The sequence below is a fragment of the Kitasatospora sp. NBC_01560 genome (genome assembly GCF_045208415.1).
Lineage (GTDB): Bacteria > Actinomycetota > Actinomycetes > Streptomycetales > Streptomycetaceae > Kitasatospora.
This window is the reverse complement of record NZ_CP109364.1, coordinates 5,116,301-5,128,548: the sequence shown is the minus strand read 5'-3', so window position 1 is coordinate 5,128,548 and position 12,248 is coordinate 5,116,301. Positions and strand designations below refer to the sequence as shown.

Below are 12,248 nucleotides of genomic sequence, written 5' to 3'. Positions count from 1 at the left end.
GCCGCCGGGCAGGACACCCCGGGGCTCAGGCCAACCGCCGGTACGCGTACCGCCCCCGGACCTCCCGGACGAAGTACCGCCCGTGGCTCTCCGCCGCCATCAGCTCCCGGTGCACCCGCCCGGGCACGGCCTCGTACGCGTAGACGCGCCCGCCGGTGAACTCCAGCTCCAGTACGCGCAGCGCCGCGTCGTACCCGACCGAGCGCAGCGCCGACGAGTCCACCGTCCGCCGCTTCATCGCCCTTCCAGTGTGCGCACGGGCGAAGGGCGCGCGCGAGGGCAGCGTGCGCGAGGGCAGCGTGCGCGAGGGCAGCGTGCGCGAGGGCAGCGTGCGCGAGGGCAGCGTGCGCGAGGGCAGCGTGCGCGAGGGCAGCGTGCGCGAGGGCAGCGTGCGCGAGGGCAGCGTGCGCGAGGGCAGTGCCCACGCGCGAGGGCCCGGACCGCGCCTCGCGCGACCCGGGCCCTCGCCGGACAGGGCGGTCCTCAGACCAGCACCGGCTCCTGTGCCTCGGGTGCCACCTCGTCCGCGGCAGCATCCGAGGCCGCGGCCGGGGCCGCCTTCCGCTTCGGCAGCACGCTCATCAGCAGGAACACCAGCACCATCACCCCGGCGACCCACCACATCGCGTGCACGAACGCCCCGTTGAACTCGGCCCCCACCGCGTCCGGCGCGACCACGTCGTCGATCTGCCCGAAGAAGGCCACCGACACCAGCCCGAGCCCGAGCGCGTTCCCCATCTGCTGCACCGTGTTGATCAGCCCCGACGCCGAACCGGCGTGCTCCCGCGGCACCTCCGCCAGGACGGCGTCGGTGATCGGCGCGACGATCAGCCCCATCCCGACGCCCATCACCACCAGCGGCAGCGCCATCTGCCAGGGCTTGACGGCCGTCCCGTAGTGCTCGGCCTCCCAGATGTACGTCAGGACGCCCGCCGCCATCACCAGCGCACCGGCCTGGAGCACCTTGCGCCCGAACCGCGGCACCAGCTTCTGCACCGAAAGCCCGGCCGCCGTCGAGACGGCCAGCGAGAACGGGATGCCGGTCGTGCCGGCCTTCAGCGGGCTCCAGCCCAGCCCGAGCTGCATGTAGAGCGTCCAGACCAGGAAGAAGATCCCGGTGGCGACGCCGAAGGTCAGCTGCACGCCGATGCCGGCCGCGAAGCTCTTCACCCGGAACAGCGACAGCTCCACCAGCGGCGAGCCGTCCCGCCGCGTCTTGATCCGCTCGTAGGCGACGAACAGCGCGAACACCGGCAGGCTCCCGGCCATCGCGAGGTACCCCCAGAGCGGCCACCCGGCCTCCCGGCCGTGGGTGAGCGGGTAGATCAGCATCAGCAGGCCCACGCTCGCCAGCAGCACGCCCACCAGGTCCAGCTTCAGGGCCTTCTCGGCCTTCGACTCACCGATGAACGCCCGGCCCAGCAGCAGCCCGGCCACACCCACCGGCAGGTTGATCAGGAAGATCGGCCGCCAGGCCAGGCCGAAGAGGTCCCACTCGGTCAGCAGCGCGCCGATCAGCGGGCCGGACACGGCGCCCAGCCCGACCACCGCGCCGAACATGCCGAACACCTTGCCGCGCTCCTCCGCCGGGAAGGTCGCGTGGATGATCGACAGCACCTGCGGCACCATCAGCGCCGCCGTCGCGCCCTGCACCACCCGCATCGCGACCAGCATCTCGGCACTGCCCGCCAGCCCGCAGAGCGCGGAGGCGACGGTGAACCCGCCGATGCCGAGCAGGAACAGCCGCTTGCGGCCGTAGATGTCGCCCAGCCGCCCGCCGGTGATCAGCCCGATCGCGAAGGCCAGCGCGTAGCCGCCGGTCACCCACTGGACGGCGCTGAACGAGGCGCCGGTGTCCGCCTGGATGCTCGGTATCGCGATGTTCACGATGGTGACGTCCACCAGGTCCATGAAGGAGGCGGTCATCACGATCGCCAGCGCGATCCACCTCCGCCGGTCGGAATCCACGGCACCCATCACGTTCTCCTCTGTCTCGCTCTTCGGCACGACAGCGACGATACGGGCCATGTAGGTCAGCTCCTGTCCGCCTTGTCCGGCATCCTGGTTGCCATGACCGACACCCCGGCCCGGCTGCTGAACCTGCTCTCCCTGCTCCAGACCCCGCGCGAGTGGCCCGGCAGCGAGCTGGCCGACCGCCTCCGGGTCAGCGCGCGGACGATCCGCCGCGACATCGACCGGCTCCGCGCGCTCGGCTACCCGGTCGAGGCGACGATGGGCGCCGTCGGCGGCTACCGCCTGGTGGCCGGAACGGCGATGCCGCCGCTGCTGCTGGACGACGAGGAGGCGGTGGCGATCGCGGTCGGCCTCCGGGCCGGCGCCGGACACGCGGTGGTCGGCATCGAGGAGGCCTCGGTCCGCGCGCTCGGCAAGCTGCTCCAGGTGCTGCCCGGGCGCCTGCGCCACCGGGTCGGCGCGCTGAACGCGGCCACCGTCCCGCTGCTCACCGGCGACGGCGCGACCGTCGAGCCGGAGGACCTCACCGTGCTGGCGGGCGCCGTCACCGCCCGGGAGCGGCTCCGGTTCGACTACCGGGCCGGGGACGGCGCCGAGACCCGCCGCCAGGTGGAGCCCGAGCGCCTGGTCTCGGCGGGCCGGCGCTGGTACCTCGTCGGCTTCGACCTGGACCGCGACGACTGGCGGCTCTTCCGCGTCGACCGGCTCAGCCGGCCCTTCGCCACCGGCGTCCGCTTCACCCCGCGCCGGCTCCCCGCCGAGGACGCGGCCGCGTACGTGGCGAGCAAGCTCCGCCGCCCCGCACCGGTGTACACCGTGGACGCCACCCTGCACGCCCCGGCCGCCGAGGTCCGGCGCCGGCTGCACGGGGCCACCGACTCCTCGGTCGAGCCGATCGACGCGGACACCTGCCGCCTCCACTCCCGGGCGGACTCCCTCGAATGGCTGTCGATGCGGCTGCTCATGCTCGGCTGCGAGTTCGAGGTGCACGAGCCGCCGGAGCTGCACGCCCACCTGCGCGCCCTGGCCGCCCGCGCCAACCGCGCCGCGGACAGCGGCAGTTGACCTCGCCGGCCGCTACGCCACCACCCGGTACCAGCCGTTCCCCGACCGGAACCGGAGCACGCCGTCCCGGCCGAACGCCCGCCCCCGGTCCAGCTCCCCGGGCACCCGGAGCCGCTCACGCCGGCGCTCCCGCCACTCCTTGCCGGTCAGCTCGCACCACACCAACTCGCCCGAGCCGAGCAGGAAGACCGCCCGGCGCCCGTCGATCGCGAATCCGACCGGCAGGCGCACCGGGAGCCGGAGCGAGGAGGACGTCCCGGTCGACGGGTCGATCCTGGTGAGATGGCTCCCCCGGCTGTCGGGGTACCAGGCCAGCCAGACGGCCCGGCCCTCGGTCGCGCCTGCCAGCCCCTCCAGCGGATACCCGGGCAGCTCGCCCCGCCGCGGGCTCCACACCGTCCGGCCCGCCGCGTCCGTCCCCAGCAGGCCGGCCTGCGAGGCGGGGTGGTCGCCGTAGACGCCCTCGTCGCCGAAGGCCATCCAGATCCGGCCGTCCCGGTCGGTCACCAGGGCCTGGATGTCGTGACCGAGCGTCAGCTCCCGGGCCGGCCTGCCGTCGGGCCCGTGCACGACGGCGTTGTGCTCCCAGCCGCCCGGCGCCCCCTCGAGGCCGGCGCACGCCACCAGCGTCCGGCCGCCGGGGAGCAGGGCCAGGTGGTCCGGTCGGACACCGACGTCGCTCAGCCCGGACCGCCGCTCGCCGCCGGGCCCCACCGTCACCAGCTCGGCGTCGTACGGCAGGCCGCGGCCCGGCCCGCGGGACCACGCCGCCGGGCCGTCCTCGGACACCAGCAGCACCGCCAGCTCGCCGGCCGGCCCCACCGTCCAGCCGGGGGCGCGGCGGCCCGCCGCGAACTCGTGCGCGGGCAGCCGCCAGACCTCCACCGGTTCGTTCACCCAGAGAGGGTCTCAGACCCCGTACTCGGCCGTGATCACCGCACGGGCCAGGGTGTGGAAGGTGATGTGGAACCCGACCTGCGCCGCCGGGGTGTCCGCGGAGACGTCGAGCGCGTCCACGTCCAGCGCGTGCACCGCGAACGCGTACCGGTGGGGCGCGCCGGGCGGCGGGGCGGCGCCGTCGTACTGCTTGCCGGGGAAGTCGTTGCGCACGTGGAACGAGCGCTCACCGGGCAGGTCCGCGTCCGAGGAGCCGGCGCCGCGCACCAGGCCGTCCGTGTCGGCGGGCAGGTTGAGCGCGAGCCAGTGCCACCAGCCGGAGCCGGTCGGCGCGTCCGGGTCGAAGCAGGTGACCGCGACGGACCGGGTGCCCTCGGGCAGCCCGGACCAGGCCAGCTGCGGCGAGAGGTTGCCGCCCCCGTGGATGAACTCGTCGGCCAGGGTGCCGCCTTCGGAGAGGTCCTGACTGGTCAGTACGAACGACGGCACCGGCGGCAGGAACTCGTAGGGCAGCGGCGGACGAACACTCATGAATGCTCACCTCTCGGCAGACCGGGACCGGCCCGGATCCGGGCCGGCCGACACGATTCACCATAGTGGGGTGCGCAGCGGCACGAGCCCGTCCTAGAGTCGGGACATGGTCTCCACCTTCACCCGCCTGCTCGCCGACTCCCGACGCGCGCTGTTCACCATGCTCGGCGTCCTGGCCGTCATCTGGCTGGTGCAGCTGGTGAACTGGATGGACGACTACGGGCTCTCGACCGAGTACGGCCTCCGCTCGCAGCGCCTGGACGAGCTGCCGGACATGTTCACCATGCCGCTCCTGCACGGCAGCTGGGACCACATCGAGGCGAACTCCTGGCCGCTGTTCGCCTTCGGCTTCCTGTCGGCCTACCGCGGCATGGCGAAGTTCCTCTGGGTCTCGCTGGTGATCCTGGTCAGCGGCGGCCTGACGATCTGGCTCTTCGAGCGCCCGGAGGCGGTGACGGTCGGCGCGAGCGGCATGGTCTACGGGTACTTCGGCTACGTGGTGCTGCGCGGCGTGCTCGACCGCAACCTGCTGGACGCGGCGATCGGCATCGTGATCGCCGCGGTGTACTCCTACCTCCTGATCGGCGTCCTGCCGGTGTCCGAGGGGATCAGCTGGCTGGGCCACCTCGGCGGGCTGCTGGGCGGCCTCGTCGGCGCCTGGCTCTTCCGCAACCGCGGCCCGCGGACGGCCACCGCCGCGGCACCGGCCCCGGCCGCCGCGGGCGCCGCCGGCCCGCGCGCCGACCTGCACAAGCAGCTCGACGACCTCGGCCTCTAGGCCCGGCCCGGCCGTTCGCGACACGCCCCCGGGCCGCCGGTCAGGTATAGACCAATCGCACCCCTCCGGCTAGCGTGGGAGGGCACCCGCCCCCTGCTCCGGAGCCGCACCGTGGAGTCGTCCGTCCTCGCCTTCGCCACCGACCTGCTGGACGAAGGCGCCGACACCTTCTTCCACCACCTCACCGACCGGGCGGGCGTCGGCGGCGTCACCCTCGCCTCGGTCTACCACGAGGCCCGGGACGTCTTCCCGCACAACCCGCGCCGGGTGATCCGCTACCTGGAGCCCGGCGCCGCCTACTTCCGGCCCGACCCGGCCCGCTGGGCCGGCCGCCGGCTGCGCCCCACCCCCTCCAGCGCGATCGGCGACCGCGACCCGTTCGCCGAGGCCGCCGCCGAGGCCCGGCGCCGCGGCCTCAAACTGCACGCCTGGACGGTCTTCTGCCACAACGACCGGCTCGGCTTCGAGCACCCGGACTGCGCGCCCGCCAACGCCTTCGGCGACCGCCACCTCACCGAGCTCTGCCCCGCGAATCCGGAGGTCCGGGAGTACGCGGTGACGCTGGTCGGCGAGCTGGCCCGGTACGGGGTCGACGCCGTCCGCGCGGAGTCGCTGCACTTCCACGGCCTGCGCCACGGCTACCACCACGAGCGGTACTTCGAGGAGCTGGGCCCCGTCGCGGAGGCCCTGCTCGGGATCTGCTTCTGCGACCACTGCCGCGCCGCCGCCACCCGCGCGGGCGTCCCGGCCGACGAGGTCGCCGCGGCCGTCCGCACCGAGCTGCGCCGCCGGCTGGCCGACGACGCGGCCGCCGCCGAGCCCGGCGCGCTGGACGAGCTCGCGGGCGGCGCGCTCGCCGCGTACCTGGACGCCTCCGCCGCGACGGTGACCTCCCTGGCCGCCGAGGTGGCCGCCGAGGCGCAGCGGCACGGGATGCGGCTGAGCTTCATGGACGGCGGCGGCCCGGGCAAGGGCCGGCTCTCCGGGATCGACCTGCCCGCGCTCTCCGGGGCCGCCCACCAGATCGAGACGCTCGGCTACGCCAGGACGCCGGAGGCCGTCCGGGAGAAGCTCGCCGCCTTCGCCCTGCACGGTGTCCGCCCGCAGGAGATGGCGGTGATCCTGCGCCCGATGGCCTCGGACTGCGACGGCCCGGCCAATCTCACCGCCAAGATCGCCATGCTGCGGGAGCTGGGCGTGCCGGAGGTCGAGTTCTACCACTACGGCCTGATGCGGCTCTCCTCGCTGGACCGGATCGGCGCCGCTCTCCGGGGCTGACACGGCGCGGCACCCGGCAGCAGCCGCCGCCCGGGCGGCGGAGGACGGGCGGCCGGCCCGGAAATACCGTTCACCTGCGCGACTCATCCTGGTCATGCCAAGATACGGAATCCGTGCTCCCCTTCGTCGTGGTCATCCGACGAGGGGGAGCCACCAGCACAGGCACCGGCGGCCTAGCGCCGCCGCCGGGACGTCCCGAACAGGCTGCGCGAGATCTCCCGGCCGAGCTGCGTCCCGGCCGAGCGGGCGAAGGACTTGAGCGCCGGATTGCTCAGCAACGACCCGAGCAGCCCACCGCCCTCCTTCTCCCCCTCCCCCTCGGGCGCCCGCCGCGGCTCCTCCGGCGCCCGGCCACCCGCCGGCACCGGCTCCGCCGCCGGCCGCGCCGCCCGGGCCGCCAGCTTCTCGTACGCCGACTCCCGGTCGATCGCGTCCCGGTACCGGGCCGTCAGCGCGGAGGCGTCCACCGCCGCCCGCAGGTCGGCCGGCCCGACCGGGCCCATCAGCGACTGCGGCGCCCGCAGCCTGGTCGCCGCCACCGGTGTCGGCGCGCCCTTCTCGGACAGCACCGTCACCACCGCCTCGCCGGTGCCGAGCGAGGTCAGCACCTCGCCCAGGTCGTACGCGGGCGACTTCGGGAAGGTGGAGACCGTCGCCCGGAGCGCCTTCGCGTCGTCCGGCGTGAAGGCCCGCAGTGCGTGCTGCACCCGGTTGCCCAGCTGGGCCAGCACGTCCGCGGGGACGTCCTTCGGCGTCTGGGTGACGAAGAAGATCCCGACGCCCTTGGAGCGGATCAGCCGGACGGTCTGGGTGATCGCCTCCAGGAAGGCCTTGGACGCGCCCTTGAACAGCAGGTGCGCCTCGTCGAAGAAGAACACCAGCTTGGGCTTCTCGACGTCCCCCACCTCGGGCAGCTCCTGGTAGAGGTCGGCCAGCAGCCACATCAGGAAGGTGGAGAAGAGCCGCGGCCGGTCCTGCACCGCCGGCAGCTCCAGCACCGAGACGACGCCCCGGCCGCCCCCGCCCTCCGGGCCGGCGGCGCCCCCGTCGACCGTCCGCAGAAGTTCGGCGGTGTCGAACTCCGGCTCGCCGAAGAACGCCCCCGCGCCCTCGTTCTCCAGCATGGTGAGCGAGCGCAGGATCACGCCGGCGGTCGCCGTGGAGAGCCCGCCGATGCCCTTCAGCTCCTCCTTGCCCTCGGGCGAGGCGAGGAAGGTGATGACGGCGGTGAGGTCCTTCAGGTCGTACAGCTCCAGGCCGTTGCGGTCGGCGTAGTGGAAGACCAGGCCGAGCGAGGACTCCTGGGTCTCGTTCAGGTCCAGCACCTTGGCCAGCAGCAGCGGGCCGAAGCTGGTGACGGTGGCCCGGACCGGAATGCCGGTGCCCTGGCCGCCGAGGGCGTAGAACTCGGTCGGGCAGGCCCGCGGCGTCCAGTCCTGCCCGACCTCGGCGGCGCGGGCCGCCGTCCGGTCGCCGGGCGTGCCGGGTGCGGAGATGCCGGAGACGTCGCCCTTGATGTCGGCCAGGAACACCGGAACGCCCTGGGCGGAGAGCTGTTCGGCGATCAGCTGGAGGGTCTTGGTCTTGCCGGTGCCGGTCGCACCGGCGACCAGCCCGTGCCGGTTCAGCACGCCGAGCGGGATCCGGACCGGGGCACCGGGGTACGCGGTGCCGTCCAGCAGCACCGCGCCGAGGTCGAGGGCGGGCCCGGTGAAGGCGTATCCGTCCGCGATCTCCCGCACCGGGGACGGGACGACGGCGGGGGGCGACGGCTCGGCGGTGGTCATCGGGGCACACTCCAGAGGCAGAGCTGAGGAACGACGTTCGCGACATTTCCCATGAAACAGCCGCAATCGCGCCTGCGCAGCTCACGCCGGAGGGCGTGGCGGCGCCGCGGCTGCTGGGCCATCCGCCGTCCGAACGGTAGGCTTTCCGTGTGATCTTCAAGCGCATCGGCAATGGGCGGCCGTACCCGGATCACGGCCGGACCAGCACCCGCCAGTGGGCGGACGTCGCCCCACGCCCGGTGCGGCTGGACCAGCTGGTGACCACCAAGGGCCAACTCGACCTGGAAACCCTCCTCGCGGAGGACTCCACCTTCTACGGCGATCTCTTCGCCCACGTCGTCAAGTGGCACGGCGACCTCTACCTGGAGGACGGGCTGCACCGCGCCGTGCGCGCCGCGCTGCAGCAGCGCCAGGTGCTGCACGCCCGCGTCCTCGAAATGGAGTGACGGGCTCCTCCCGCGTGCTCCCCCGCCGCCGTCCGGCCACCCGCCGGAGGGCGGTCGGTTCGTACCCGGCTACCCCCGTTCGGGTGCCGACGTACTCCAGATGATGATCATTTAGTACCTTCGCAGCCGTACCGCACTAGTCTGCTGACTACGGCCGCGACCACGGCGAACCGCCGGTCCGGCCGACCCGTCACCCGATCCCCGCCCTGGCACGAGGGGGAGACAAACCGTGAGCATGTTGACTCCCCAAGGCCTGAAGGGGAAGCAGTACCGCATCACCGGCAACAGCTATCCACGGCTGGGCCGGCCACCCCGGAAGAGCCGCAGGGTCTTCGCCCTGATCGGCTCCCTGCTCGCCCTGGCGCTGATCGCCCTCGGCGGCGTCCAGCTCTACGACATCTTCACCGGCAAGGGGCGCAACGCCTCGGCCCAGGCCTGCGCGAGCCCCAGCGGCAAGCCGCTGGCCGCACCCACCCCGACCCCCGACGCGGCGCCCACCGGCGACCCCCGCGCCATCCCGCAGCAGACCGCCTTCAAGGTGAACGTCTTCAACGCCACCGCCAAGGCCGGGCTCGCCGGGCGCACGGCCGAGGAGTTCACGAAGCGCGGCTTCACCGTGGACAAGAAGGGCAACGCCCCGGCCGAGCTCGACAAGAAGGTGCCCGGCACCGCCGTGGTGATCTCCGGCCCGGCAGGCGCCGGCGCCGCCACGCTGATCAGCTCCCAGATCGCCGGGGCCAGCGTCACCACCGACGCGCGCACCGACAACACCGTCGACGTCGTCGTCGGCGACAGCTACAACACCCTGCTGGACGAGACCCAGGCCGCGGCCGCGCTGGCCCTGGCCACCAAGCCCTCCCCGACCCCCAGCTCCACGGGCAGCTGCTGACCCCGAGCCCCTCCGGCTCCGGACGCACCGCACGGCACGCACCGCACGCACGAGAGCCCCCGGCGACCACGCCGGGGGCTCTCGTCGTCCGCTGCCGGGGCTCAGCCCGCGGTGCCGTACAGGCGGTCGCCCGCGTCGCCGAGGCCGGGCACGATGTAGCCGTTCTCGTTCAGCCGCTGGTCGACCGCGGCGGTGACGACGGTGACCGGCAGGCCGGCCAGCTCCTTCTCCATCACCGCGACGCCCTCGGGCGCGGCCAGCAGCACCACGGCGGTGACGTCGGTGGCGCCCCGCTCGATCAGCATCCGGATCGCCGCGACCAGCGTGCCGCCGGTGGCCAGCATCGGGTCGAGCACGTACACCTGGCGGCCGGAGAGGTCGTCCGGCATCCGGGTGGCGTAGGTGGAGGCCTCCAGGGTCTCCTCGTTGCGCACCATGCCGAGGAAGCCCACCTCGGCGGTCGGCAGCAGACGGGTCATCCCGTCCAGCATGCCGAGGCCGGCCCGGAGGATCGGCACCACCAGCGGGCGCGGGTAGCTCAGCCGGGTGCCGGTGGTGACCGCCACGGGCGTGGTGATCTCCACCTCGTCGGTGCGGACGTCCCGGGTGGCCTCGTACGCGAGGAGCGTCACCAGCTCGTCGGTCAGGCGACGGAAGGTCGGCGAGTCGGTGCGCTCGTCGCGCAGGGTGGAGAGCTTGTGGGCGACCAGCGGGTGGTCGACGACGTGGGTCCGCATACGTCGAGGTTAGCCCGGGCCCGGACGCCCGTACGACACAGCGTGACCCGCCCGGCCGACCGCACCCCCCGCACGGCCCCCTCCCGGGCTCACGCATCCGTGACGCGCCGTGACGCACCGCGAATGTCCGGACGGAACGGGCTCCTGTGGTATCAATCGGGCCGATCTGGGAAGGTCAGGTCCTATGACGAGCAACCCGAGGACCGGGGACGGCTCGGCGGACGGGCTCCCGGGCCTGTCGGGCGGGCGCTCGGACCGACCCCCGGACCATCCGGAGACCGAGGCGGAACGCCGCAAGCGGCGGACCGTCTTCCTGCGCGAGCTGGCCGAGGCGCGCGAACTGCGAGAGCGGGTCCAGCCCCGCCGGACCAAGGAGCGCCGCATGCGCGAAGCGATGCGGATGCGAACCTTCCGCTTCTGACGGGCCCGCCGCGACACTCCGACGCCCGTCCGGCGCCCGTCCGGCCCCCGTTCGAGCGGTACCGGCCCGGGACCGGCGGGCGCTCACCGGCCCCGGGCCGGTCCTTCCGACACGACCTGCAAAGACGCGCTGCCGAACACCCCCCGCAAAGCCGGGCTTTCTGTCACGATTCCGAGGGGACGGTCCGAACAGCGGGCCGCCTCTGGCGCGGGGGCGGCCAGGTTCCGCGTTGCCCGAGCGCGCCGACAGCCGAGACCGAGATCTTGGGAGTGTCCTGGTGGCGTACTTCGCTGCAGTGCTTGCTCGCACCGAGGACGGGTGGGATGTGAGCGAGACGGAGCTCGACAGTGTCGAAACCCTGGCCGACCTGGCCGACCTGGCCCGCGCGGCGGCCCGGGACGACGACAGCGTCCTGGTCTTCGTCGAACAGGAGGACGCCTGGTTCGCGATCGTCCGGGTGGACGGCGAGGAGGATCCGCGGATCTTCGTGTCGGACGGCGCCGCCGCCGCCCGCAGCTCGTACGGCTCCGTCCTGACCGACGAGCTGGTCGACCAGGCCGGCGAGAGCGAGTTCGGCGACCTCGACAACCTGGTCGCCGAGCTGGAGGACGAGGCGCAGGAGCAGGAGGACGAGGACGACGCCCACGGCGGCGTCCCGGTCGGCCCGCTCGGCGACTCGCACCTGCTCGGCGAGTTCGGGCTGCCCTCCGACCAGCTGCTCGCCCTCAGCGGCGAGGGCGCGGTGCCGGGCGACGCCCTGGAGGAGATCGCCGAGGCCCTCGGCTGCGGCGAGGTGCTGGAGGCCGTCCGGTAGCGGCCGGTGCCCCGCACCGGATGCCGGACACTGGATGCCATGCAGTCCGCGTCCGCCCGCCAGGCAGCCCCGCCGGCCACCCCCCGGGTGGCCCCGCTCCCCGCCCCCGTCCGCCCCGACCCGGTCCGCGACCGCTGGGCGGCGCCGATGCGCCTCGCCATCGCCGAGGCCGCTTTGGCGCCGGCCACCGGGGACGTCCCGGTCGGGGCGCTCGTGCTGGGCCCCGGCGGCGAGGTGATCGGACGCGGCCACAACGAGCGCGAGGCGGTCGGCGACCCGACCGCGCACGCCGAGGTGGTCGCGATCCGCGAGGCCGCCGCACACGTCGGCGAGTGGCGGCTCGGCGGCTGCACCCTGGTCGTCACCCTGGAGCCCTGCACCATGTGCGCGGGCGCCATCGTCCTGTCCCGGCTCGACCGGGTGGTCTACGGCGCCCTCGACGAGAAGGCCGGCGCCGCCGGCTCGCTCTTCGACGTGATGCGCGACCGCCGGCTCAACCACCGCCCCGAGGTCGTCCACGGCGTCCTCGCCGACGCCTGCGCCGAGCAGCTCCGCGCCTTCTTCGACACCCACCGCTGAGCACCCACCGCCGAGCACCCGCGGGGTACCCGCCCGATACGGATTTCGTGAC

General features: G+C 73.9%; 14 protein-coding genes. 8 read left to right on the top strand and 6 right to left on the bottom strand.

Going from position 1 to position 12,248, the window contains the following annotated elements; all coding sequences use genetic code 11:
• Positions 1-25: 25 nt before the first annotated feature.
• Entirely contained in the window at positions 26-238 is a 213-nt protein-coding gene (locus OH807_RS22420; protein ID WP_406201702.1) for a KTSC domain-containing protein, read from the bottom strand.
• Between the two features lie 245 nt (positions 239-483).
• Positions 484-1,977 (bottom strand): MFS transporter, encoded by a 1,494-nt coding sequence (locus OH807_RS22415; protein WP_406211120.1) that lies wholly within the window; start codon positions 1,975-1,977, stop codon positions 484-486.
• A gap of 93 nt (positions 1,978-2,070) precedes the next feature.
• Here OH807_RS22415 and OH807_RS22410 point away from each other — a divergent pair, with 93 nt between their 5' ends.
• Positions 2,071-3,039, top strand: a complete 969-nt coding sequence (locus OH807_RS22410; RefSeq protein WP_406201699.1) for a helix-turn-helix transcriptional regulator — start codon at positions 2,071-2,073, stop codon at positions 3,037-3,039.
• A gap of 12 nt (positions 3,040-3,051) precedes the next feature.
• On the opposite strand, the gene OH807_RS22405 is transcribed toward OH807_RS22410, so the two are convergent.
• Positions 3,052-3,936, bottom strand: coding sequence for a hypothetical protein (locus OH807_RS22405; protein WP_406201697.1), 885 nt, complete (start codon positions 3,934-3,936; stop codon positions 3,052-3,054).
• Positions 3,937-3,948: 12 nt separating this feature from the next.
• Positions 3,949-4,467, bottom strand: a complete 519-nt coding sequence (locus OH807_RS22400) for a YbhB/YbcL family Raf kinase inhibitor-like protein (protein WP_406201695.1) — start codon at positions 4,465-4,467, stop codon at positions 3,949-3,951.
• A gap of 106 nt (positions 4,468-4,573) precedes the next feature.
• Here OH807_RS22400 and OH807_RS22395 point away from each other — a divergent pair, with 106 nt between their 5' ends.
• A complete protein-coding gene (locus tag OH807_RS22395) occupies positions 4,574-5,245 on the top strand; it encodes a rhomboid family intramembrane serine protease (protein ID WP_406201692.1) in 672 nt (223 codons plus the stop codon).
• A 111-nt stretch (positions 5,246-5,356) separates the two neighbouring features.
• Positions 5,357-6,523, top strand: coding sequence for a hypothetical protein (locus tag OH807_RS22390; protein ID WP_406201690.1), 1,167 nt, complete (start codon positions 5,357-5,359; stop codon positions 6,521-6,523).
• 173 nt (positions 6,524-6,696) lie between these two features.
• On the opposite strand, the gene OH807_RS22385 is transcribed toward OH807_RS22390, so the two are convergent.
• Positions 6,697-8,310 carry a helicase HerA-like domain-containing protein gene (locus tag OH807_RS22385; protein ID WP_406201688.1) on the bottom strand — a complete coding sequence of 538 codons (1,614 nt, stop codon included), beginning with the start codon at positions 8,308-8,310 and terminating at the stop codon, positions 6,697-6,699.
• A 149-nt stretch (positions 8,311-8,459) separates the two neighbouring features.
• Here OH807_RS22385 and OH807_RS22380 point away from each other — a divergent pair, with 149 nt between their 5' ends.
• Complete coding sequence (locus OH807_RS22380) at positions 8,460-8,756, top strand: type II toxin-antitoxin system VapB family antitoxin (protein WP_030061387.1); 297 nt, start codon at positions 8,460-8,462, stop codon at positions 8,754-8,756.
• Between the two features lie 235 nt (positions 8,757-8,991).
• Complete coding sequence (locus OH807_RS22375) at positions 8,992-9,645, top strand: LytR C-terminal domain-containing protein (RefSeq protein WP_406211118.1); 654 nt, start codon at positions 8,992-8,994, stop codon at positions 9,643-9,645.
• Positions 9,646-9,746: 101 nt separating this feature from the next.
• Here the strand turns inward: OH807_RS22375 and upp are convergent, their stop codons facing one another.
• Entirely contained in the window at positions 9,747-10,382 is a 636-nt protein-coding gene (upp, locus tag OH807_RS22370; protein ID WP_406201685.1) for a uracil phosphoribosyltransferase, read from the bottom strand.
• 184 nt (positions 10,383-10,566) lie between these two features.
• Here upp and OH807_RS22365 point away from each other — a divergent pair, with 184 nt between their 5' ends.
• The 3 genes from OH807_RS22365 to tadA all read left to right on the top strand — a co-directional run bounded on the left by OH807_RS22365 (position 10,567) and on the right by tadA (position 12,196).
• Positions 10,567-10,803 (top strand): hypothetical protein, encoded by a 237-nt coding sequence (locus OH807_RS22365; RefSeq protein WP_406201683.1) that lies wholly within the window; start codon positions 10,567-10,569, stop codon positions 10,801-10,803.
• Between the two features lie 277 nt (positions 10,804-11,080).
• A complete protein-coding gene (locus OH807_RS22360) occupies positions 11,081-11,617 on the top strand; it encodes a hypothetical protein (RefSeq protein WP_406201680.1) in 537 nt (178 codons plus the stop codon).
• A gap of 39 nt (positions 11,618-11,656) precedes the next feature.
• On the top strand, positions 11,657-12,196 hold the full coding sequence (tadA, locus tag OH807_RS22355) for a tRNA adenosine(34) deaminase TadA (RefSeq protein ID WP_406201677.1): 540 nt from the start codon (positions 11,657-11,659) through the stop codon (positions 12,194-12,196).
• Positions 12,197-12,248: the final 52 nt, after the last annotated feature.